Below are 22,941 nucleotides of genomic sequence, written 5' to 3'. Positions count from 1 at the left end.
CCCCAGAGACGTCCTTTAGGCTCGTCCCATGCCCCGTGAGACCGCGAACCGCCGTGTGCCGGTGACCCTGCCGACCGGCGAGACGCCGACGGGCCACTGGCTGCGGTCGATCCGGTTCTCGGGGTTCAGCGTGCTCATGCTGGTCATCCTGGTCATGTTCGTCGTCATCCTCGCGCCCTCGCTGCGCACCCTGGTGCAGCAGCAGCAACAGATCGCGGCCCTCCAGGACGACGTCCGGCAGCAAGAGCAGTCCGTCGACGAGTTGAAAGAAGACGTCGCGCGATGGAGCGATCCGGCGTACATCGAGGCCCAGGCACGCGACCGCCTGCTCTACGTCTACCCGGGTGAGTACAGCTACCTCGTGATGGGCGACGACGCGGCCCAGGCGCCCGGCACGGCTCCGGGCACCGGCACGACGATCAGCGACTCGCTCCAGACGCCCCAGGTCGACTGGGTGGCGGCGATGACGGCCTCGGTGCTCGACGCCGGGCTGAGCGACGAGCCCGCGACCGAACTCGTCGCCCCCGACATCAGCGGCAGCCAGGTGCCCGCCCCGACCTCCGAGCAGACAGGTGGCACGCCGTGACCACGCCCCCCTTCGACCCCGTGACCGACCACGACGTCCGTGTCGTGACCGCCCAGCTCGGGCGGCCCGCGCGCGACGTCATCGGCATCGCCGCGCGCTGCGTCTGCGGCGCACCCACCGTCGTGGCGACGAAACCGCGGCTGACCGACGGCACGCCCTTCCCCACGCTCTACTACTTGTGCCACCCCGGTGCCACGGCTGCCGTGTCGACCCTCGAGGCCACCGGGGTGATGGCCGAGTTCACCGAGCTCCTCGAGTCCGACCCCGAGTTGCGAAGCCGATACCACGCCGCGCACGAGGCGTACCTGGCCGACCGCGAGGGCATCGAGCACGTGGACGAGATCGACCACGTCACGGCGGGTGGCATGCCCGAGCGGGTCAAGTGCCTGCACGCCCTCGTCGGTCACTCGCTGGCGGCCGGGCCGGGGGTCAACCCCTTCGGCGACCTCGCCCTCGAGCGGGCGTCGTGGAGTCCCGACGTGTGCCGGTGCCCCGACTTCCTGGCCGACGACCAGCAGGCCGCCGCCTCGCCCGAGATCGGCGGGGGAGCCTGACGCGCGTGCGCCGTTCCGGGGGGTTCGTGGTGGCGATCGTGCTGGGGGCCCTCGTCGCTGCCGTCGTGCCGGCGTCGGCCGCATCGGCCGACCAGGTCCGCGATGCCGAGTACTGGCTCGCCGACTACGGCATCCAGCGGGCGTGGCAGACCACACGGGGGGCGGGGACGACCGTGGCCGTGATCGACACCGGCGTCGATTCGTCGGTGCGTGAACTCCAGGGCGTCGTCGTCGGCGGCACCGACGTGTCGGGGCTCGGCTCGGCCGACGGTCAGACGCCCGTCGGCGACGACCCGAACCACGGCACGCTGGTCGGATCGATGGTCGCCGGCCGTGGCACCGGGTCCGGCGACGGCGTGATCGGCGTCGCGCCCGAGGCCGACCTGCTCTCGGTGTCGGTGGGCTTCGGCTCGTCGGCGGTGGACTCCGACGACCAGATCGCCCGGGCGGTGCGCTGGGCGGTCGACGCCGGGGCGGACGTCATCAACATGTCCCTGACCCGCAACACGCTCGACTGGCCGACCAGCTGGGACGACGCCTTCCTCTACGCCATGCAGCACGACGTCGTCGTCGTCGCGGCGGCCGGCAACCGCGGCAGCGGCACGACCGAGGTCGGCGCGCCCGCGACCATGCCGGGCGTCCTCACCGTCGCCGGTGTGGATCGCCAGGGCACGGCGAGCTTCGACGCGTCGAGCCAGGGCATCACGATCGGTGTGGCCGCCCCGAGCGAGGACCTCGTGGGTGTCGGTCCCGGTGACGTCCACTACAGCTGGAGCGGCACGAGCGGTGCCACGCCCCTCGTGGCGGGCATCGTCGCCCTCGTGCGCAGTGCCCATCCCGAGCTCGACGCCGACGACGTCATCAACCGCGTCGTCGCGACGGCCACGCCGAAGGGCGCCACGACACCCGACCCGCTGTACGGGCACGGCCTCGTCGACGCGGCCGCGGCCGTCACGGCCTCGGTGCCGACGGTCGCCGAGAACCCCATGGGCGACCTGGCCGAGTGGATCCGGGTGCACCGGCGGGCGGACGTGCCGGCGCCGTCGGCGCAGGCGACGAACCCGACCGTCGAGGCCCCCGTGCCGACACCGGTGACCGATCCGGGTCAGCCGTTGGCGGTCCTGCTGCCCACGGTCGAGACCATGAGGTCGACGGGCATCCCGTTGATCGTCCTCACGGTCTTCGGGGGAGCGGCCGTCCTCGTCGCCGTCGGGGCGGTCCGCCAGTTCAGGCGTGCGCGGCGCTCGGGGTAAGGTCGTCTGCGACACCCCCACCTCAAGGAGACATTCGCCGTGCCCAAAATCCTGATCGTCGGCGGCGGCTACGCCGGTTTCTACACTGCCTGGAAGCTCGAGAAGTGGTTGCGCGCGGGTGAGGCCGAGGTCACGATCGTCGACCCGCTGCCCTACATGACGTACCAGCCGTTCCTGCCCGAGGTCGCCGCCGGGTCGATCGAGCCGCGCCACGCGGTCGTCGCCCTCCGCCGCCACCTCAAGAAGACGAACGTCGTCACGGCCAAGGTCACCGGCGTGGACCACGCCTCGAAGACCGCCACGATCACGCCCGAGGTGGGCGACGCGTGGACGATGCAGTACGACCAGATCGTCATGACGGCCGGCGCCGTGTCCCGCACCTTCCCGATCCCGGGCGTCGCCGACGAGGCCATCGGCCTCAAGACCATCGAAGAGGCCGCCGCGATCCGCGACAAGGTGCTCACGAACTTCCAGAAGGCCGCCAACCTGCCGGCCGGTCCCGAGCGCGACCGCCTGCTCACGGTCGTCGTGGTCGGCGGTGGCTTCGCCGGCATCGAGGTCTTCGCCGAGCTGCGCAGCTTCGCCAGCGACCTGCTCAAGAACTACCCCGACCTCACCATCGACGACACGCACTTCCACCTCGTCGAGGCGATGGGCCGCATCATGCCCGAGGTCTCGCTCGAGACGAGCCACTGGGTGCTCAAGAACCTCGCCGAACGCGCCGCGACGGTCCACCTCGACACGCAGCTGCAGTCGGCGGTCGGCGGGAAGATCGAACTGTCCACGGGCGAGTCGTTCGAGTCCGACCTCATCGTCTGGACGGCCGGCGTCATGGCCAACCCGATGGTCCGCGGCACCGACTTCCCGCTCGAACAGCGCGGACGCATCACCGTCAAGGCCGACCTGCGCATCGTCGACGGCGAGACCGTCGTCCCCGACGCCTGGGCCTGTGGTGACGTCGCCGCCACCCCCGACCTCACCGGGAAGGGCGTGGGCGGCTTCTGCGTGCCGAACGCCCAGCACGCCGTCCGCATGGGCAAGCGTCTCGCGAAGAACATCGTCGCCTCGCTCCGCGGAGAAGGACTCGTCGACTACAAGCACGAGAACCTCGGAGCCGTCGCCGGCCTGGGGCTGAACGTCGGCGTCTTCCAGAGCGGCAAGTTCGCCATGAAGGGCTTCCCGGCCTGGGCCGCCCACCGCGGGTACCACGGCATGGCGATGCCCTCCTTCGAGCGCAAGTTCCGCGTCGTCGGCGGTTGGTGGAACAACTTCTGGTTGGGACGCGACATCGTCTCGCTCGACAACCGTGAGCGTCCCCGGGCGGCCTTCGAAGAGTTCGCCTCGCGTCCCAAGGCGGCCGTCGAGACGCCCGCCGAGGTTCCCGCGCCCGCATCCGTCGGTGCCGGCCAGCCTGCCGGCGAGGCGGGGCCCGCGTACGCGAACCCGGTCGAGGACGACGGAACGGCCAAGAAGGGCACGGCCGAGGTCGGCGAGGCAGCGACCGGTGCTCCTCGCAAGGCGCCCGCGCGCAAGCCCGCCGCCAAGTAGGAGATCACCGGCGAGACCTCGGTGACCGACGGGGTGCCCGCCTCCGAGTGACCCTCGAGCACGTCCGAGACGCCCGCCCGCTGCCTGCAGCGTGGCGGGCGTCCGCGTCTCGTAGGCTGGTCGCTCGGGCCCCCGTAGCCCAATCGGCAGAGGCAGGCGACTTAAAATCGCTTCAGTCAGGGTTCGAGTCCCTGCGGGGGCACGCGCCGCCCCTCGCGGGGCCCGTGTCGCCCCGCGGTGGCGAGGTCGCATCTGCCCCGGCACGCGGTGTCGATCGCGGCCGGGCCCCTGCGGGACGCAGGCGCCTCGCGGACGAACCCGCCCGCGCCTCCTGCTCTCGCGTAGGCCCCCGCCCGCGCCTCCTTCTCTCGCCCCCGCCTCCTGCTCTCGCCTAGGCCCCGAGCCCGAGCCCGAGCCCGCGCCCTCGCCCGCGCCTCCTGCTCTCGCGTAGGCCCCCGCCCCCTCGCCCGCTCGTCCGTTCCCACCCCGTAGCCCCGCCAGCTCTGCCAGCCAGACCGCCCGCCCGACCGCCCGCCCGCGCGGCGCGAGCATCGTCGGCAACTCAGGAGATCGGCGTGCTCCGGGGCACGTCGCGCGCGTTCCGGCGTCGTTCTCCTGAGTTGCCGACTTCAGGCGTCCGGCCGGCGGTCGCGTCCGCCGTGTGGCCGCATCGCCTCGGCCCCTGTCGCGCGCTGTCCGCCCGCGTGTTCCGCTCCGCCGCCCCCTGCCGCGCCCCGAGCTACCTCGCCGCACCCTGCCGGCCGCGCTCAGCCCTGCTCTGCCGCGCTCTGCCCCGCTCCGCCCTGTCCCTGTCCCTGCCCCGCCCCGTTCCGCCCTGCCCCGCTCCGCCCTGCCCTGCCTGGCCCCGCTCCGCCCTGCCCTACCCTGCCCTGCTCCGTCTGCCCTGCCCTGCCCCGCTCCGTCTGCCCTGCCCTGCCCCGCCCGCCCTGCCTAGCCCCGCCCTGCTCTACGTCGACAACTCAGGAGATCAGAGGATCGGCAGGCCGTTTCCGTCCGTTCGTGCGTTGATTTCCTGAGTTGCCGACGGCGACGACGCCGACGACGCCGACTGCGGCAGGCAATGCGGCGAGACCGGGACCACCGGCAGCCCGACGGCCTGGCAGCCGTCCGCGCGACCGCCGCCGCCCCGCCCGCCGCCGCCCCGACCGCCGTCGCGTGGACCGCAGTCGAGACGGCCGGCGACGGAGGCGCGTCAGGTCAGGCGTCGTCGGTGTCGATCTCGACGAACGACGTCCAGAGCCAGGCCGCGACGCAGAGGCCCGCGGTCACGGCGGCGGCCACGACCGCGCCTCCGATCGGGAAGGACGACGAGCCGCCCGTGAGCACGGCGGCGGCCGCCGTGACGCCGACGACCGTGAGAGCCACGTGGAGCGGGCGCGACCAGGCCCAGAGGCGTCGACCAGGCAGGGAGCCCACCGGCACGAGCGCGAGCACGAGCGATCCGAGCCCGGTCAGGCAGACCGTCGCGCTCGTCTCGAGGGCCAACTCGGTGAAGAACCCACCGGTGGCGGGGAGGGCGCCGTGGACGGCCCAGGCTCCGGCCGCCACGACCACCAGAGCGGCGACCTGGACGAGCGCGAGCAGTCCTGCCTCGCGATCGCCCACCTCACCGGTCCGGCCGTGGTGCGCCGACCGGGGCGCTGCGGCGAGGCTTCCGACGAGCACCACCCCGAGCACGAGGGGCGGGTCCAGGCCGAGCGACCGCGTCACCGCGCAGGCGACGACGGCGACGAGGAGGAGGCGCGGTGACATGTGGATGCGCGCCTCGCGGTCCGGGGAACGCCCCATCACCAGGGTGGGGACGACGACCGCGAGCACGTTGACCAGGGCGACTCCGACGACGATCCCGGCGAACAGGCGTGCGTAGCGGACCTCGTCGTCGAGGCCGGCCGCCAGCCCGACCACGGCGGCTCCGGCCGCGATGGTCAACCCGGCGGCGAGGCGCGGGTCGAGTGTGGCGGTCGAGAACGAGGTCGGGAGTTCCCGACGACGGTTCCGGCCGGTGAGCCGCGGGGCGCGCGGCGCGAGGCGACCTCGCATCGCCGTGGCCAGCAGACGTGCCGGGGCGACGACGAGCAGCACGAACGCGGCTGCGAGGCCGAGAGCGATCAACCATCCCGTCCCGGTCATCGTCCGGCCGAGGGACGGCAGGTCGCGACCGAACGTCGTCGCGGCCGCCCAGGAGTCCGCCGTCGGTGTGGAGGCTTCGGGTGGTACCTCGCCGTCGCCACCGGGAGCGCCTCCCGGCCCGTCACCGGTCCCCGGGGCTCCGGGCGTCCCGGGAGACGGCTCGGAGGGGACGGCGCCCCCGGACGCGCCGGGCGCCGCCGTCGGTGCCGGAGCGGCCGAGGACGAAGGAGGCGCGGGCTGCGCGGCCGACGACGTCACCGTGATCGAGATGCCCGCGCTGGGCGGCCCGACGTTCACCGACGGGTCGATCTGGGCGGCCTGGACCACGTGCTCGCCATCGGCGAGGGCGGCATCGGACGACGTGCAGGCCCATGCGCCGCCGGAGACCGTGGCCTGGCAGACGGGTGTGCTGTCGACGTAGGCGGTGACGGTCGCGCCGTCTTCTCCCGTCCCCGAGAAGGTGAGCGGTTGCGAGGCGACCCGTTCGCCGGCCCGGGGCGAGAGCACGGCCGGCGGGGCGGGTGGGTCGCGGTCGATCGTGACGGTGACGCCGGTGGAGGTCGAGGACCGGGGCACGGCGGGAACGGAGTCCGAGGACTGGGACGCCGTGACCGTGTACCGGCCGGTCGGCCAGGTCGCCGACGGGAGCACGGCCGACCAGGCCCCGGCGTCGTCGGCCGTCGCCGAGACCGGTGCCGCGCCCCCGCCGACGGTGATGCGGGCACCGGGGAACGCGGTGCCCGCGACCTTGCCACCGACGGCGGGTCCGCCCTGGACCGTGGGCGGGCCGAGCACCGAGAACGGAGCGCTGACGGCGTCGTCGACCACGGCGGCATTCGTCACGTCTCGGACCGTGAGGGTCTGGTCGGCACCGTCCTCCAGCGTCACCGGGCACGACCAGGGGACGCCGGCCGGGTCACCGGTGGGCAGGGTGACCTCGCAGAGGGCTCGACTGGGGACGCGGGGGTCGAGCACCCTCACGGTGGCTCCGGGCGTGCCGGTCCCGCCGACCACGACGGCGTTCACGTCCCGGTCTCCGACGTCGCCGATCGTGGGTGCGACCGGACCGGGAGGGGACTGGCCGAGCGACGGGCCGGGTGCGGGGGTGCCCGACGGGCTGCCCGCGGCGAGCGCGCCGACTCCGCCCGACAGGGCGAGCGAGAGACCCAGCACGACCGTCGCGAGGGTCGAGGCGACACGTCGTCCGTGTCGCGGCTCGACCACGAGCCGTCCGTCGACGGGGGTCGACGGACGCGGGGGACGCAGGGTCGGCGGCTCGAACACTGTCACCCATTCAGCACGTTCGCGGGGTACAAGTCAATCCGTTGTGCGGGGGAGATGCCCGGTCGGGCCCTCCTCGGGAGTCTGCTTCGAGATCACCCGGCGGGCAGGGACCCCACATGCAGCGCATTTATAGTGTCCAACGGACTCCCGACGACCCGACCCCGGTCGCGGGCGACCATCCGGCGCCCGCCGTCATCGGTCCACCACCTAGGAGTGACACGTCATGCAACCGGCCACGATCGGCATCTTGGTAGCAGCAGGGATCATCGTCCTGCTCGCGGTCATCATCGGCATCTACCTCTGGGCCACCTACAACTCGTTGGTGACCCTGAAGGTGCGCGTCGACGAGGCGTGGAGCGACATCACGATCCAGCTCAAACGCCGGGCCGACCTGATCCCCAACATCATCGAGGCGGTCAAGGGATACGCCTCGCACGAATCGTCCGTCTTCCAGAACGTGACGGCGGCCCGTGCCGAGACCATCGGGGCGGGCACACCGGCCGAGGCGTCGGCTGCCGAAGGGCACATGCAGACCGCCCTGAAGAGCATCTTCGCCGTGGCCGAGGCCTACCCGCAGCTCCAGGCGAGCCAGAACTTCCTGCAGTTGCAGTCCGAGCTGGTCGACACCGAGGACAAGATCCAAGCCGCGCGCCGCTTCTACAACGGCGGCGTCCGCGAGTTCAACACCAAGAACCGCGTCTTCCCCAACTCCCTCTTCGCGAAGCGGCTCGGCTTCAGCGAGCGGGACTTCTTCGAGGTCTCCGAGCCGTCGGCGATCGCCGAACCGCCGCGCGTCCAGTTCTGATCCAGTCCGAGTCGTCCTCGACACCGTGTACTCCGCGATCTCGCGCAACAAGCGCAACACCGTCTTCATCGTCCTGATCTTCCTGGTGATCGTCGGGGCCCTCGGGTTCGCCGCGAGCGCCATCTGGAACAACGGGTCGATCGGTTTCCTGGTTCTCGGCGGTGCCGCGGTGTACGCCGTGATCCAGTACTTCGCGGCAAGCGGGCAGGCGCTCTCGATGAGCAACGCCCAGCAGGTCGACGGTGTGACGGCTCCGCGGTTGTACCGCACGGTCGAGAACCTCAGCATCACGATGGGCATGCCGATGCCCAAGGTCTACGTCGTGGTCGATCCGGCCCCCAACGCCTTCGCCACGGGCCGCGACCCGGAACACGCCGTGGTCGCCGCCACGACCGGCCTGCTCGAGATCATGGACGACAGCGAGCTCCAGGGCGTCATGGCTCACGAGCTCGGTCACGTGAAGAACTACGACATCCGTGTGTCGACCATGGTGTTCGGCCTCGTCGTGGCCGTGGGCTTCCTGGCCGACATCCTGTTGCGCATGTCGTTCTTCAGCGCGTTGTCAGGGGGGAACCGCAACTCGAACAACAACGGTGGGGGCGGCGGGAACCCCGTCTTCCTGGTGCTCGGTCTGGTGGCCATGATCATCGCCCCTCTCGCCGCGGCAGGTGTCCAGGCGGCCGTCTCGCGTCAGCGCGAGTACCTCGCCGATGCCACCGGGGCGTTGACGACGCGGTACCCCGAGGGTCTCGCCCGAGCCCTCGAGAAGCTCGGTGCCCAGGGGCGGCCCATGCGGCAGCAGAACACCTCGATGTCGCATCTCTGGATCAGCGATCCGATGAAGCCCGGCGTGATGGACCGACTCTTCAGCACGCACCCTCCGCTCGCCGATCGCATCCAGCGGCTGCGACAGAACGCCGGGACCTTCTAACCGAGGGGGTCGGCCGGGCCGGCCGCGTCGTCCCGGCCGGTCAGCACCGTGCGGAGTCGCCCCGCCAGGTCGCCCCGATCGGCCACGTCGACGGCGTGCAGTCCCTGCCAGGCGGCCGCTCGGCGCAGCGTCGTCGCGAGCCGCTCGACGTCGACGGGGAGGTCGCGCTCATGCCATGCCGCCTGCACCCGCAGGACGCCCGCCTGACGATCGCTCTTGAGGTCGACCCGTGCCACCAGCTGGTCGTCCTGCAGGACGGGGAGGACGTAGTAGCCGTGCACGCGTTTCTCGCGCGGGGTGTAGATCTCGATGCGATAGCGGAAGTCGAAGAGGCGTTCCGCCCGGGGCCGGTGCCAGACGACGGGGTCGAACGGTGACAGCACGGCGTCGGCCTCGAGCCGACGGGGTACGCGGGCGTCACGGTGCAGCCACGCGGTCGCACCCCAACCCGGCACGTCCACGGGTTCGACGACACCGTCGTCGTGGAGCTCGCGCAGGGCGGGTACGACGTCGGCGGCCTTGAGACGGAAGTAGTCGGCGAGGTCGGCGGCCGTCGCGACCCCGGAGGCGCGGGCCGCGTGGGCGACGAGGCGCCGGTGGGCCTCGTGGCGGTCGACGTCGACGGCCAGGACCTCAGCCGACAGCACCTGTTCGGGCAGCGCGTAGACGCGCTCGAACCGACGGCGACCGGCACTGACCAGGGCGCCCGTGCGGAACAGCGACTCGAGGCCGCGCTTCACGTCACCCCACCCCCACCACGGGCCCGTCCGGTCGGGCTGGGGGAAGAGGGCGGCGTCGGCCTCGACCAGGCTGGCCGGCAGCGGCCCCTTGTCACGGATCTCGTCGAGCAGCCAGCGTTCCATGCGCGGACTCGTGGACAGCCACGAGGAGGCGTCCCCCCGCCACTTCGCGTCGTAGTCGCGCATGCGCCACCGCAACAGGGGCCAGGTCGACACCGGGACGATGGCGGCCTCGTGGGCCCAGTACTCGACGTACCGCCCGCGGGGAGCGAAGGTGAGGCGGTCGAGGGTCGCGCGGTCGTACGCGCCCAGTCGTGCGAACGCGGGCAGGTAGTGGCTGCGCTCGAACACGTTCACCGAGTCGATCTGCAGCAGGCCGAGGCGATCGACGAGGCCGTTCAGCTGCCGCGTCCCCGGGCGGGCAGGGCCGTCGACGGGCCTCCCGAAGCCCTGGGCCGCCAAGGCGACACGACGGGCCTGGGCGGGGGAGAGCTGCTGACGGGGCACGCGGACGACTGTAGCGACGGCCACCGACGCGCGCCGCGCCTCCTGGTGTCGCCTGGTCCCCGTCGACACATGCGTGCACCGGCATGTGGAGGGGTAGGTGACCGGCCCCGCAGGGCCATAAACTGACGCGATGATCTGGCGGAACCGCCCCACGCGCGGCGACGAGGTGCAGGGCGACGTCACGAGCGGTCGCGCGGCCGGTGTCGTCGCCGATCCGTCGGTGCCGCGGGGCATGGTCATCGCCGGGGCCTGGTCCTGGCGCATCCTGGTGATCGTGGCCGTGGCCGGCGTCGTCATCTGGTCGATCACCCAGCTGCGGGTCATCGTCATCCCTTTCTTGGTGGCCCTGTTGATCTCCGCGCTGCTCGTCCCGCTCTCGGGGTGGCTGCAGCGGCACCGCTGGCCCAAGTGGTTGGCGGTCGTGTCCGTCCTGGTGGGGTTCCTCGTCGTGGTCTCGGGCCTCGTCGTCCTGGTCGTCCTCCAGATCGTCGACGGCTGGCCCTCGTTGCGTGATCGCTCGATCGCCTCCTACGGCGACTTCAAGGACTTCCTGCTCACCTCGCCGTTGCACCTCACCGAGGCGCAGATCAACGGGTACGTGTCCGACGCGGTGGCGGCCGTCCAGCAAGACAGTCAGCCGCTCGTGCGCGGTGCGCTCTCGGTCGGGTCGACCGCGGGTCACGTCGCGGCCGGGCTCGTGCTCGGGCTCTTCGCGACGATCTTCGTGCTCGTCGGCGGGTCCGAGATCTGGCGGTGGGTCGTCCGGCTCTTCCCCCGGGCCTCGCACCCGGCGATCGACGGGGCGGGCCGCGCGGGCTGGCTCACCCTGACCAACTTCGTCAAGGTGCAGATCTTCGTCGCGTTCGTCGACGCCGTGGGCATCGGGTTGGGGGCGCTCTTCCTCGGCCTGCCCCTGGTGGCACCGATCGCCATCGCGGTCTTCCTCGGGTCGTTCGTGCCCGTCGTGGGCGCCGTCGCGACCGGAGCCGTCGCCGTCGTCATCGCCCTCGTCTACAACGGCTGGGTCGTGGCCCTGCTCATGCTCGCCGTGGTGATCCTCGTGCAGCAGATCGAGGGGCACCTGTTGCAGCCGTTCGTCATGGGCAGTGCCGTCAAGGTGCACCCGTTGGCCGTCGTCTTCGCCGTCGCGGCCGGCACCCTGGTCGCCGGGATCCCCGGCGCCCTCTTCGCGGTCCCGTTCGTGGCCGTGCTGAACGTCATGATCACCTACGTCGCGAGGGGTACGTGGCGAGAGAAGCCGCGACCCGTCGAGCACGACGTCACGCAGCCCGGAGGCCTCACCGATGTCTGAACGCACCCTGGCCGGTCCCACCCTCGTCGAGATCGAGGAGGCGCGCGACCGCGTCTCGCAGGTCGTCCGCGTCACCCCGATGGAGACCTCGCAGTACCTCGCCGAGGTGCTCGGTTCGCGGGTGCACCTCAAGTGCGAGAACCTGCAGCGCACCGGGTCGTACAAGATCCGAGGCGCCTACAACCGCCTGACCCAGCTGAGCGACGACGAGAAGGCGCGCGGGGTCGTCGCCGCGTCGGCCGGCAACCACGCTCAGGGTGTCGCCCTGGCGGCCCGTGAACTCGGCATCGTGGCCACGATCTTCATGCCCGTCGGCGTGGCCCTGCCCAAGTTGCAGGCGACCCGGCACTACGGCGCCGACGTCGTCCTCCGGGGGCACACGGTCGAGCAGTCGCTGCGAGCCGCACAAGAGTTCGCCGACACGACCGGCGCCGTCTTCATTCCCCCGTTCGACCACGCCGACGTCGTGGCGGGCCAGGGCACGCTGGGGCTCGAGATCCTCGAACAGGTGCCCGACGTCGACACCGTGATCGTGCCCGTTGGCGGAGGTGGGCTGGCGGCCGGCGTCGCCAGCGCCCTGAAGCAGAGCGCGGCACGCACCGGGCGCGACGTCCGCATCATCGGCGTGCAGGCGGCCAACGCCGCCCCGTACGCCGTCTCGATGAAACTCGGCGTGCGGACCGACATCGACGCCCAGCCCACGATCGCCGACGGCATCGCCGTGGCGAAACCCGGCGTGCTCAACTTCGAGATCATCCGCGACACGGTCGACGAGATCGTCACGGTCAGCGACGACGACACGGCCCGGGCGATGCTCGTGCTGCTCGAGCGCGCGAAGCTCGTCGTCGAGGCCGCGGGTGCCGTGGGCATCGCCGCGATCCTCACCGAGCAGGTGCGTGACCTCGGCACGACCGTGGTGATCCTCAGCGGCGGCAACATCGACCCGCTGATGATGGAGCGCGTGATCGGTCGCGGCCTCGCGGCCGCCGCCCGCTACGTCAAGCTGCGCATCGGCATGCCCGACCGCCCCGGCCAGCTGACCCGCGTCAGCGAGGTGCTGTCCGACGCCAACGCGAACGTGGTCGAGGTGCTGCACACCCGCCACGGTCGCGGGCTCCAGATCAGCGAGGTCGAACTCGAGCTCAGCGTCGAGACGCGCGGGCCGGACCACGTCGAAGAGGTCCTGCAACGGCTCCGCGACGCCGGGTACGAGCCCAACGTCGACTTCTGAGCCGACTCCGCGAGACGTGCCCCGCGCCTCCTGACCGTGGCCGTGCCTCCTGACCAGGTCTGCGCGTCCTGACCGTGTCCGCGCCTCCTGACGGTGGCCCGCGCCTCCTGACCGGGTCTGCGCGTCCCGACCGCGCCCGCGCCTCCTGACGGCACCGCGTCCCCGTCGGCAACTCAGGAGAACGGCCGCCCGCGGGCGCAGGACTGCCGCGGACGACGCCGCATTCCGGAGTTGCCGACACCCCCGTCGAGGGTCCGGGCCCCCGCGGCCGGGACGACGAAGGCCCCCGCTCCGTTCGAGCGGGGGCCTTCGGCGTCGGACCTACGGCTGGTAGGTCTCGACGTTCGTGATCGACACCGAGATGTCCTTGCCGTTCGGGGCGGTGTAGCTGGTCGTCGTGCCGACCTTCAGCCCGTTGATGGCCTGGCCGAGCGGGCTGGTCTCGCTGTAGACCGAGAGGTCGCTGCCGGCGGCGATGATCTCGCGGTTGCCGAGCAGGAAGGTGCTCTCGTCGCCGGCGATGGTCGCCGTGACGACGGTGCCGGGGCCGACGATGCCGTCGGCGGCCGTCGAGTCACCGACCGTCGCGTGCTTCAGCAGGTTGATCAGCGTACGGATGCGCGCCTCCATCTTGCCCTGCTCGTCCTTGGCGGCGTGGTAGCCGCCGTTCTCCTTCAAGTCGCCCTCTTCGCGGGCGGCTTCGATGCGTGACGCGATCTCGCGACGTCCCTCGCCGCTGAGGGTGTCGAGCTCGGCCTGCAGACGGTCGCGGGCGTCCGTCGTGAGCCAGGTGGTCTCGTTGTCAGTGCTCATGGTGTCTCCGTTTCGTGCGGCGGCCGAACCCGGTCGGGCGACTCGAGCCGAGGAGGCGCGGTGCCGGGAGCCGGGGCGAGGTCGCCCACCGAAAAAAGGAGACCGGCCGAGTGGCCGGTCTCGTCGTGCGATTCCGAGCAGTCTAGGGAAGCCAGCACCGGTAGATCAAGCCCGTGACCGCCCGTTCCGACGTCGCGAGCGAGGTCGTGTAGGTCACCGAACGCCGCTCGGAGGCGGGCAGGTGCACGATCTTCCAGCCGACGACCGCGAAGCCGCTGTTCTGGGCTTCGACCGCACAGTCGACCGCCTCGCCCGTGTCCGCGGTGACCGTGTACTGGACCTCGACGGCTCGGTCGGAGGTGACCTGGTAGCCCACGTCGGCGGATTCGAGCTGGGACGAGGTCCCGTCGAAGGCGGCGAAGACGACCCACGCCGCGAAGACGACGACGAAGGCGACGGCGACGGACAGGCCCACGACGAGGCGCCTGCGCCGACCCCGCGGCGAACGCCCGTACCGTGCGTCGAGGCGCGACGAGGGCGAGGTGACACGGGGCGTGGACGTCACGCGGATCTCCGTCCGATTAAGCTGTCCCCAGGGTAGCAACGTCTGCCCGGCACACATTGCGAGGAAGAATTGACCCTGCGCCTGCTGGCGGTCCACGCCCACCCCGACGACGAGTCCAGCAAAGGCTCGGCGACCTACGCCTACTACCGCAGCCTCGGCGTCGACGTCCTCGTCGTCAGCTGCACCGGCGGCGAGCAGGGGTCGATCCTCAACGAGCAGCTCGAGGCCCGAGCTCACGCCGAGCGTGACATCGCGGGCCTGCGCGTGCACGAGATGGCGGCCGCCCAGGCGGCGATGGGCATCGACCACCTGTGGCTGGGCTACGCCGATTCGGGCCTGCCGGCCGAGGGCGAGTCGGTCGCGGTCAACTCGTTCTCCACCATCCCGCTCGAGATCAGCGCCGAGCCGCTCGTCGCGATCATCCGTCGGTTCAAGCCGCAGGTGCTGGTGACTTACGACGAGAACGGCGGGTACCCCCACCCCGACCACATCCGCACGCACGAGATCTCGATGGCGGCCTACCGCGACGCCTCCGACCCCGAGCGCTACCCGGCGACCGGCGACGCGTGGCAGATCGACAAGGTCTACTACGACCGCATGTTCAGTGCCGGACGCATCGGCGCGATGATCACGCACCTGCGCGAGAGCGACCCCGAGTCGCCCCTCATCGAGTCGTTGACCGAGATGCTGGCCCGTTTCAGCGACCGGCCCGACCTGGCCACGACCCGCGTGCCGGTCTCCGACTTCTTCCCCGTGCGCGACGCCGCCCTTCGGTCGCACGCCAGCCAGGTGCCGCTCGACAGCGCGTTCTTCTTCTGGCCCCACGACCTCCAGGTCGCCGCCTGGCCCACCGAGGACTTCCAGCTCGTCGAGTCGAACGTCGGGTCCGACCTGCCCGAGGTCGACCTCTTCGCCGGGGTCGTCGACCCCGACACCGGCCTCGTGGGGGTGCAGCGATGAGCGTGCTCTCCGAATCGGTGGTCGCGGTCACGACCCGTCTGCTGGCGCAGCCGCAGACCCCCGACCCGACGCTGCCGCCGTCGACCATCCCCGACGAGGCCGTCACGCCCGGCGTCTGGGGTTTCGTCGCCATCGCGTTCGTCGCCGTCGCGACGGTGCTGATCGTCGTCGACATGACCCGTCGGGTCCGACGCACCCGGTACCGAGGCGAGGTGCGCGAGCGCATCCAGGCCGAGCGCGACGAGGCGACCCTGGCGGCCGCGGCTCTCGACGACGAAGAACTCCCCGGAGACGCCGATCGGCGGGCTCGCCCCGTCGAGGGCGACCTCGACGACGACGGCGACCGCAGGAGGCGCGAGCGCGACTCGTGACCGACGCGACCGGTGCCGGGGTGGCGACCCGCGCCTCCTCGGCTCGGACGACCTCGCGCTAGAAGGTCGGCGGGTCCAGGGCCACGAGCAGGATGCCCGTCCAGTGGCAGAGGTACGCCAGCACCGTCATGGTGTGGAACAGCTCGTGGAATCCGAAGTGCCCCGGTACGGGGTTCGGCCTCTTGATGCCGTAGAACACGGCACCCGCGATGTAGAGCGCGCCGCCGACCAGCACGAGCACCATCATCGCGACGTTCGCGTCGAGCAGGTCGACGATGAACCCCAGGGCGCCGACGCCCAGCAGGACGTAGAGCGGCACGTACAACCACCGCGGCGCGTTCAGGAAGAACACCCGGAAGAGGATGCCCAACACGGCGCCCGTCCAGACGAGCACGAGCAGCGTGACGCCCTTCGACGGCGGCAGGGCGATGACCGCGATCGGCGTGTAGGTGCCGGCGATCAGCAGGAAGATGTTGGCGTGGTCGAGCCGCTTCAGGAAGCGTTTCGCGTTCGGGCTCCACGGGAAGCGGTGGTAGGTCGCCGAGATGCCGAAGAGCAGGAGCGACGTCGTCATGAAGACCGCGCAGGCCCAGGTCGCCGCCACGCCCTGCGCGAGGACGACGAGCACCACGCCGGTCGCGATCGCGACCGGGAAGGTGGCCGCATGGATCCAGCCGCGCCAACTCGGTTTGCGCTCGATGCCGGGGTAGGCGAGGGCGTCGTCGAGCAACGGCAGGTTCGGGATGTCGTCCCCGTCTGCCCGGTCGGCTCCGTCGGCCCCGTCGACCTCGTCTGCCCGGAGGCTCGCGCGATCTCCGTCGGTGTGGCTGCTCATGGGGCCGAGCCTAGGGGAGCGTCCGAGGAGGCGGGCTGAGAATCCTCGGCTCTGTGGACGGCCCGCCGTGGGCTACCGTAGCCCTGTGAAAAAGCGCCGTCCCTCTCCCCTCGCCAGGGGAGTCCTGTACGGCCTCTACCAGAACCGCATCCGCCGGAGCCTCGACGGTCAAGAGCTGCCGCACCACGTCGCCATGATCGTCGACGGCAACCGGCGCTGGGCCAAGCAGCGCATGCTCGAGACCGCCGCCCACGGGCACCGCGCGGGTGCCGCGAAGATCAGCGAGTTCCTCACCTGGTGCGACGACCTCGGCATCAAGGTGGTCACGCTGTACCTCCTCTCCGCCGACAACCTCGGCAACCGACAGTCCGACGAGTTGACCGAGCTCTTCGGCATCATCGGCGACGTCGCGGACGAGCTCTCGCGTCAGCGGGACTGGCGCGTGCAGCACGTCGGCGCGACCGACGACCTGCCGCCGGCGCTCTGCTCGGCCCTGCGCGAGGCCCAGGCCCGGACCGCCGACAAGACGGGGCTGCACGTGAACCTCGCCGTCGGCTACGGCGGGCGCCGTGAGATCGCCGACGCCATGCGCAGCATCGTGCGGGCGCACGACGCCGCGGGGGGCACTCTCGACGCCCTGGCCGAGGTGCTCACCCCCGAGCTCATCGCCGACCACCTCTACACCGGCGGCCAACCCGACCCCGACCTCGTGATCCGCACGTCGGGCGAGCAACGCTTGAGCGACTTCATGCTGTGGCAGAGCGCCCACAGCGAGTTCTACTTCGTCGAGGCCTTCTACCCCGACCTGCGCGAGGTCGACTTCCTCCGGGCCGTGCGCGACTTCGCCCTTCGGCACCGGCGCTACGGCAGCTGACGCCCGAGCGGCCGCCGACGCGGTGACCGGGCTGGTGTCGGCAACTCCGGAATCCGGCTGCGCCGCGCCTCCTCAAGGGGTTCTGGTGCGTCGTTCTCCTGAGTTGCCGGCTGTGCGCGCGGTGGCCGGGCTGGTGTGGGCGACTCCGGAATCCGGCTGCGCCGCGCCTCCTGCTGGGGTTCTGGTGCGTCGTTCTCCTGATTTGCCGGCCGCGTGCTGGCCCCCCGCGCACGGCCCCGCGCGGACGACCGGACGAGGAGGCGCGGGTCGGCGGACCGCGGACGGCACTACGGTGGACCAGTCACCGCCGCCTAGGAGAACACCGTGAAGACCATCGACGACCTCGCCTCGGGGTTCACCGACGAGCCCGGATACTTCGACTTCGCGAAGTGGGGTCCCATCTCGAGCTCCGTCGCCGACGAGCAGCGCTCGTTGGTCGAGGTGCAGGCGAGGGCCCGTTTCGGGTCCGAGATCGCCCTGACCGAGCAGGCGGGTCGCGTCGGACGGGCGATCTCGTCCCTCGTCGGCTTCGCACCCGACCACGTCGTCTTCCAGCCGAACACGAGCGAAGGGCTCACGCACACGCTGTTCGGTCTCACCGGGCAGGTGCTCATGTCGCCGCGCGACTACCCGAGCATGCCCGTCGCGGCGACCCGCTCCTCCGAGGCCCTGCGCGTGCTCGAGCCGGTCTGGATGGACCTCGACCACGACGTGGTCACGCCGGCCGTGGTGCAGCGTCACCTCACCGACTCGGTCACCGCCGTGGCCGTCAGCCTGGTGGACTACCGCACGGGGTACCTGGTGGACCTCGAGGGCATCCGCCAGGTGATCGGCGACCGGTTGCTGATCGTCGACGCGATCCAGGGGTTCGGTGTGGTCGACGCGCCCTACGCCGTGGCCGACGTCGTGGCGTCGGGCGGTCAGAAGTGGGTCCGCGCCGGGTGGGGGACGGGCTTCCTTGCCCTGAGCGACCGGGCGCTCTCGGCCCTGACACCGGTGTTCAGCGGTGTCGCCGGGAGCGACCTGACCCTCGGCGGCTCGTACCACGGACGGCAGCCGACCCGCCCGGGTGCTGCGGCGTTCCAGTTGACGAATCCCGACCCCATCGCCCAGGCGCGCCTCGCCACGGCCCTCGAGGACCTCGCCGACGTGGGCGTCGCCGCCGTCTCGCGGGCCGTGGCCGAGCGGGCCACGCGGGTGATCGACCTCGCCGACGAGTTCGCGGTGCCGGTGGTCTCGCCGCGCGACGAGGCGGAGCGCGCCGGCATCGTCGTGCTCGAACCCGCCCTCGACCAGATGACGACGCTGACGGCCGCACTGATCAACCACGGGGTCACGGCCACCGTGCGGGACACGACCGTGCGGCTGAGCGTGCACGTGTCCACGGGCGACGATTCGTTCGAGATGCTGCGGGGTGCGTTCACCTCGTTCGGCACGACCGTCTTCTACTAGGCGGGACCGCCCTGCGGGGTGGGGCTCGCGCGCCGCACCCTCGACCGTTACATGAGGGTCGTTCACCTGATCGTCACACGACACGGTGGTGTCGATGATGCGGATGTCGGAGGCGCGTCGTAGGTTCGACACATCGGGCAAGGAGCCCGATCGAGACGGCCACGAAAGTTCGCCTCGCAACTGCTCCGCGGCCGTCTCTGCCGAAGGTACCCGGGTGCCCAGCCGCCCGAGGACGGAGTGGTCGTGACCGCGTCGAACATCACCTCAACCGAACGCAACACCGCAGCAACGACGGGGGGTGACCAGTCGGTCGCCCAACGCACGTACGTGCTCGACACCTCGGTGTTGCTGTCCGATCCACAGGCGCTCTTCCGCTTCGCCGAGCACGACGTGGTGCTTCCCGTCGTCGTCGTCAGCGAACTCGAGGGCAAACGTCACGACCCCGAGCTGGGCTACTTCGCGCGCCAGGCCCTGCGCCTCCTCGACGACCTCCGCGTGAAGCACGACCGTCTCGACTTCCCGGTGGCCGTGGGTGACGGGGGCTCCCTGCGGGTCGAGCTGAACCACTCGAACATGTCGGTCCTGCCCTCGGGCCTGCAACTGAACGACGCCGACTCGCGCATCCTCGCCGTCGCGTCGAACCTCGCCGCCGACGGGCTGGCCGTCACGGTCGTCTCGAAAGACCTGCCCCTGCGGGTGAAGGCCGCGTCGATCGGACTGGCCGCCGAAGAATACCGGGCCGAACAGGTCGTCGACAGCGGGTACACCGGGCAGACCTCGATCGACGTCTCGAGCGAGCAGATGGCCTCGTTCTACGAGTCCGAGAAGATCTCCGCCCGTGCGCTCGCGGACGTCCCCGTGAACACCGGGGTGGTCGTGCACTCGGAGCGGGGCTCGGCACTGGGGCGCGTGGTCGCCCGCGGCGAGGCTCGTCTCGTCCGCGGCGATCGCGACGTCTTCGGGCTGCACGGTCGATCGGCCGAGCAGCGCCTCGCGATCGACCTGCTGCTCGACCCCGAGGTGGGCATCGTGTCGCTGGGGGGCAGCGCCGGCACGGGCAAATCGGCCCTCGCGCTCTGCGCCGGCCTCGAGGCCGTCCTCGAGAAGCAGCAGCACAAGAAGATCATGGTGTTCCGCCCGCTCTACGCGGTGGGCGGCCAAGACCTGGGGTTCCTCCCGGGCGACGCCGGCGAGAAGATGAACCCGTGGGCGCAGGCCGTCTTCGACACGCTGGGCGCGATCGTGTCCCAGAACGTCCTCGACGAGGTGGTCGAGCGGGGCATCCTCGAGGTCCTGCCCCTGACGCACATCCGGGGCCGGTCGTTGCACGACGCCTTCGTGATCGTCGACGAGGCGCAGTCCCTCGAGCGCAACGTCCTGCTGACCGTCCTGAGCCGCATCGGCCAGAACTCGCGGGTGGTGCTGACCCACGACGTGGCGCAGCGCGACAACCTGCGCGTCGGCCGGCACGACGGGGTCGCCTCGGTCATCGAGACGCTCAAGGGTCACCCGCTGTTCGGTCACGTGACGCTGACCCGCTCCGAGAGGTCCGCGATCGCCGCCCTCGTCACCGAGATGCTCGAGTCGAACGACCTGGTGTAGCAGGGACGCAGGAGGCGCGGGTCACCTGACCCGCGCCTCCCGCGTGTCTGGCGCCGCGGCTCCTGCGTTCTGGCGCCGCGCCTCCGGCGTGTCCGGCGCCGCGCCTCCTGCGTGTCTGGCGCTGCGCCTCCCGCGGTCTGGCGCCGCGCGTCTTGCGTGTCTGGCGCTGCGCGTCCTGCGTTCTGGCGTCGCGCCTCCTGCGTGTCCGCCACCGCGCGTCGTGTCGGCAACTCCGGCGATCGGCAGGCTGCGGGGAGTCAGGGCCGCACCTGGTCGCCGTTCTCCTGAGTTGCCCACCGGACTGTGCTCGGGGTCGCGTGGTGCTCGGTGGTCCGTGACGAGTCGGCGTCTCGGTGCGACCCGTGCCGTGCTCGACCGGCACCAGGGTCCACCTGCCGGTCGGCAACTCAGCAATCCGACACGGTTCGAGGCCGTGTCGAGGTCGGTGGGCGGTATTCTCCGGACTTGCCAGCATGGTCGGGAACGCCCGGACGGGCGCGGGGCGCGGGCACGGGCGCGCCGCGGGGTCGACGAGCCGCGGGGTCGACGAGCCGCGGTGAGGGACGCCTCGGCCCCACCTCGCGCGACGCGGACGTTCTCCACCGGCGGGCTCTCGTGCGCCGCGGAGGAGGCGCGGGTCGCGTCAGCCTGTCGGCATGCAGCAGATCGCGACCCACGTCAGGAGGGCAGGCGGCGTCCTCCACAAGCGGGATCTCGTCGCCCTCGGAGCCACCGACCGGATGCTCACCGCAGCAGTGCGATCCGGGCACGTTCACCGAGCCCGACGCGGGTGGTACACGACCTTCGCGCCGGGGGACGCACGGTACGAGGCCGTGCGCATCGGGGGCCGGTTGACCGGGGCGTCGCTCTTGGCCCTCCTCGGGGCGTGGATGTGGACCACCGTTCCGATCGTCAGCGTCGTGGTGCCCCCTGGAGCCTCACGACTTCGGGCCAGGCACGGTGCGAGGGTGCTGTGGCGCTCCGACGGGGGCGTGCCCTGTCGTCCGTCACCCGGGCCGGTGCCCCGTCCGCCGGATGACGACGAACACGGATCGGAGGACGCACGGCGGGCGGCCTGGGCCGTTCCCGTCGGCACCGCTCTGGTGGACGCCGTGACGGCGGCTCCTCTCGACGAGGCCGTCGCCCTCCTGGACTGGGCGCTGTCGAGCGGTCACTTCTCAGTCGCCGGACTGCACGCGGCGTTCGCCGAGGCTCCCGCCGATGTGAGGGGCATCGTCGACTGGGCCGATCCGCGGAGCGAGAGCTTCATCGAGAGCGTCATGCGGGTGACGTTCGCCGACCTGGGGCACCGCGTCGAGTCCCAGACCCGGGTCGGCCCGGAGGATCGCCGCCGCATCGACGTCGTCGTCGACGGTGTCGTCGCCCTCGAACTCGACGGGCGCAGGTGGCACGGCGACACGTTCGACGCGGACCGTCTGAAGGACCTCGCGATCACGGTCCAGGGACGAACCGCCCTTCGAGCCAGCTACGAGATGGTGCGCGACCATCGATCGCTCATCGTCGAGGCCGTGCACGCGGTGCTCGACGACGCCCGGCGACCTCGACGGCGACTCGTCGTGACGACGGGCCGTGCCCACCGTCCGCGAACTCGGCGCACGCGAGGTCGACGCCCGTGGCATCTGGTCCGACCAGCTCGGGGACGTACTCCGCATTCGGGTCGGTCGGGATCGGAGACGGCCTCGTCATCAGGAGCATCGTGAGCTCGTCGGAAGGTCTCGTGGACGAGACGGCGTCCCCGGACGGGACGGGTTCGTCGGACGGGACGGGCTCGCCGGACGGGACGCGCTCGCCGGACGGGACGCGCTCGTCGGACGGGGAAGCGGTTCGAGGTGGTGATGGACCGCGACAGGAGCGCACGCAGGCCCTCGAAGCAGTCGCCGCGGCTGCACTGTCGGCGGTCACGGTCGCTGCCGCCACACTGGATGCCGGCCCCCTCACGGGCGCGAGCGCCGGGGCGGTGACGCTCGTCGGATGTCTCGGAGTCGCGGCCGTGACTCCGGCCCTGGTCTGGATCGACATCGCCGAGCGTCGACTGCCGAACGTCCTCGTCGGAGTGGCCGCGGGTGCGTGGGGGGTGTCGACCGTCCTGCTCGTCGCGGGGGGCGGTATCGCCACGGCGGCCACGAGCCTGGCCTTCGCCCTGGTCGCCGCCGTGCTCGGTCTGGTGGCCGCCATCGCCGGCGGCCTGGGCATGGGGGACGTCAAGCTCGGCGCCGTGTTGAGCGGACTCGTCGCGACGGGTAGCCCGGCGGCCCTCCTGGGTCTCTGGGCTCTTGCCGGAACGTTCGCGGTCGGGGTGGCCGGCGTTCGGGCGTTGGGCTCGAGGTCGCGACGGGCCGGCACGCCTCCGTGGCCAGAGCTGGCATCGGTCAGCCGGGGCATCCCTTTCGGGCCGTGCCTGCTCGCGGCCTTCTGGTGTGTCGTGGCCAGCCCGTCGGTGGCCGTCGCCGTCGATGCCGTCGTGACGGGTCCGTGAGGTCCGCGTCGCGGCGTGCCCCCGTCGACGGGAACGGGAACGGGAACAGGAACGCGAACAGGCAGGCGAG

At 71.6% G+C, this 22,941-nt stretch carries 20 protein-coding genes and 1 tRNA gene; 15 read left to right on the top strand and 6 right to left on the bottom strand.

Features of this window, described 5'->3' with window-relative positions:
• Positions 1–28: 28 nt before the first annotated feature.
• From ASL10_RS13520 to ASL10_RS13500, 5 genes are all read left to right on the top strand, one after another.
• Positions 29–586, top strand: a complete 558-nt coding sequence (locus tag ASL10_RS13520) for a septum formation initiator family protein (RefSeq protein WP_056048823.1) — start codon at positions 29–31, stop codon at positions 584–586.
• On the top strand, positions 583–1,140 hold the full coding sequence (locus tag ASL10_RS13515; RefSeq protein WP_056048820.1) for a DUF501 domain-containing protein: 558 nt from the start codon (positions 583–585) through the stop codon (positions 1,138–1,140). Before ASL10_RS13520 ends, ASL10_RS13515 begins: the two co-directional genes overlap by 4 nt.
• Before the next feature lie 5 nt (positions 1,141–1,145).
• Positions 1,146–2,393 (top strand): S8 family serine peptidase, encoded by a 1,248-nt coding sequence (locus ASL10_RS13510; RefSeq protein ID WP_056048819.1) that lies wholly within the window; start codon positions 1,146–1,148, stop codon positions 2,391–2,393.
• A gap of 39 nt (positions 2,394–2,432) precedes the next feature.
• Positions 2,433–3,941: an NAD(P)/FAD-dependent oxidoreductase gene (locus tag ASL10_RS13505; RefSeq protein ID WP_082460589.1), complete on the top strand. Its 1,509-nt coding sequence runs from the start codon at positions 2,433–2,435 to the stop codon at positions 3,939–3,941.
• A 128-nt stretch (positions 3,942–4,069) separates the two neighbouring features.
• Positions 4,070–4,143, top strand: a tRNA-Leu gene (locus ASL10_RS13500).
• A 1,016-nt stretch (positions 4,144–5,159) separates the two neighbouring features.
• Here the strand turns inward: ASL10_RS13500 and ASL10_RS13495 are convergent.
• Positions 5,160–7,382 (bottom strand): Ig-like domain-containing protein, encoded by a 2,223-nt coding sequence (locus ASL10_RS13495; protein WP_157485507.1) that lies wholly within the window; start codon positions 7,380–7,382, stop codon positions 5,160–5,162.
• Positions 7,383–7,599: 217 nt separating this feature from the next.
• Here ASL10_RS13495 and ASL10_RS13490 point away from each other — a divergent pair, with 217 nt between their 5' ends.
• Both ASL10_RS13490 and ASL10_RS13485 read left to right on the top strand, forming a co-directional pair.
• Entirely contained in the window at positions 7,600–8,181 is a 582-nt protein-coding gene (locus tag ASL10_RS13490) for a LemA family protein (protein WP_043597810.1), read from the top strand.
• Positions 8,182–8,206: 25 nt separating this feature from the next.
• Positions 8,207–9,112, top strand: a complete 906-nt coding sequence (locus tag ASL10_RS13485) for a M48 family metalloprotease (RefSeq protein ID WP_056048814.1) — start codon at positions 8,207–8,209, stop codon at positions 9,110–9,112.
• On the opposite strand, the gene ASL10_RS13480 is transcribed toward ASL10_RS13485, so the two are convergent.
• The gene (locus ASL10_RS13480) at positions 9,109–10,359 is read right to left on the bottom strand and encodes a winged helix-turn-helix domain-containing protein (protein ID WP_056048811.1); all 1,251 of its coding nucleotides are present in this window, start codon (positions 10,357–10,359) and stop codon (positions 9,109–9,111) included. The two genes, ASL10_RS13485 and ASL10_RS13480, sit on opposite strands and share 4 nt — an antisense overlap.
• 130 nt (positions 10,360–10,489) lie before the next feature.
• On the opposite strand from ASL10_RS13480, the gene ASL10_RS13475 reads away from it, so the two are divergent.
• Positions 10,490–11,671 (top strand): AI-2E family transporter, encoded by a 1,182-nt coding sequence (locus tag ASL10_RS13475; RefSeq protein ID WP_082460588.1) that lies wholly within the window; start codon positions 10,490–10,492, stop codon positions 11,669–11,671.
• A complete protein-coding gene (ilvA, locus tag ASL10_RS13470; RefSeq protein WP_056048808.1) occupies positions 11,664–12,902 on the top strand; it encodes a threonine ammonia-lyase in 1,239 nt (412 codons plus the stop codon). Before ASL10_RS13475 ends, ilvA begins: the two co-directional genes overlap by 8 nt.
• A gap of 321 nt (positions 12,903–13,223) precedes the next feature.
• Here ilvA and greA read toward each other — a convergent pair whose 3' ends face one another.
• Both greA and ASL10_RS13460 read right to left on the bottom strand, forming a co-directional pair.
• Entirely contained in the window at positions 13,224–13,715 is a 492-nt protein-coding gene (gene greA, locus ASL10_RS13465) for a transcription elongation factor GreA (RefSeq protein ID WP_056048805.1), read from the bottom strand.
• A gap of 142 nt (positions 13,716–13,857) precedes the next feature.
• Positions 13,858–14,280, bottom strand: coding sequence for a DUF4307 domain-containing protein (locus ASL10_RS13460; protein ID WP_043597824.1), 423 nt, complete (start codon positions 14,278–14,280; stop codon positions 13,858–13,860).
• 69 nt (positions 14,281–14,349) lie between these two features.
• On the opposite strand from ASL10_RS13460, the gene mca reads away from it, so the two are divergent.
• Positions 14,350–15,240 carry a mycothiol conjugate amidase Mca gene (mca, locus tag ASL10_RS13455; RefSeq protein ID WP_192122780.1) on the top strand — a complete coding sequence of 297 codons (891 nt, stop codon included), beginning with the start codon at positions 14,350–14,352 and terminating at the stop codon, positions 15,238–15,240.
• The gene (locus tag ASL10_RS13450) at positions 15,237–15,611 is read left to right on the top strand and encodes a hypothetical protein (protein WP_056048802.1); all 375 of its coding nucleotides are present in this window, start codon (positions 15,237–15,239) and stop codon (positions 15,609–15,611) included. Before mca ends, ASL10_RS13450 begins: the two co-directional genes overlap by 4 nt.
• Before the next feature lie 58 nt (positions 15,612–15,669).
• Here the strand turns inward: ASL10_RS13450 and ASL10_RS13445 are convergent, their stop codons facing one another.
• Positions 15,670–16,446 (bottom strand): hemolysin III family protein, encoded by a 777-nt coding sequence (locus tag ASL10_RS13445; protein WP_082460586.1) that lies wholly within the window; start codon positions 16,444–16,446, stop codon positions 15,670–15,672.
• A gap of 85 nt (positions 16,447–16,531) precedes the next feature.
• Between ASL10_RS13445 and ASL10_RS13440 the strand changes: the two genes are divergently transcribed.
• The 3 genes from ASL10_RS13440 (at position 16,532) to ASL10_RS13430 (ending at position 20,374) form a co-directional block, all read left to right on the top strand.
• Positions 16,532–17,320, top strand: a complete 789-nt coding sequence (locus ASL10_RS13440) for an isoprenyl transferase (RefSeq protein WP_043597826.1) — start codon at positions 16,532–16,534, stop codon at positions 17,318–17,320.
• Between the two features lie 324 nt (positions 17,321–17,644).
• Complete coding sequence (locus ASL10_RS13435) at positions 17,645–18,772, top strand: aminotransferase class V-fold PLP-dependent enzyme (protein ID WP_056048799.1); 1,128 nt, start codon at positions 17,645–17,647, stop codon at positions 18,770–18,772.
• A 258-nt stretch (positions 18,773–19,030) separates the two neighbouring features.
• Positions 19,031–20,374 (top strand): PhoH family protein, encoded by a 1,344-nt coding sequence (locus ASL10_RS13430; protein ID WP_056049250.1) that lies wholly within the window; start codon positions 19,031–19,033, stop codon positions 20,372–20,374.
• Positions 20,375–21,552: 1,178 nt separating this feature from the next.
• Here ASL10_RS13430 and ASL10_RS16090 read toward each other — a convergent pair.
• Positions 21,553–21,909 (bottom strand): hypothetical protein, encoded by a 357-nt coding sequence (locus ASL10_RS16090; RefSeq protein ID WP_157485505.1) that lies wholly within the window; start codon positions 21,907–21,909, stop codon positions 21,553–21,555.
• A 476-nt stretch (positions 21,910–22,385) separates the two neighbouring features.
• Here ASL10_RS16090 and ASL10_RS13420 point away from each other — a divergent pair, with 476 nt between their 5' ends.
• Positions 22,386–22,871: a prepilin peptidase gene (locus ASL10_RS13420; RefSeq protein ID WP_056048795.1), complete on the top strand. Its 486-nt coding sequence runs from the start codon at positions 22,386–22,388 to the stop codon at positions 22,869–22,871.
• The last annotated feature ends 70 nt before the right edge of the window (positions 22,872–22,941 follow it).

The organism is Frigoribacterium sp. Leaf8 (assembly GCF_001421165.1).
Taxonomy (GTDB): Bacteria; Actinomycetota; Actinomycetes; order Actinomycetales; family Microbacteriaceae; genus Frigoribacterium.
The sequence above is the reverse complement of the archived record's forward strand: the minus strand, read 5'-3'. Positions and strand labels throughout refer to the sequence as shown.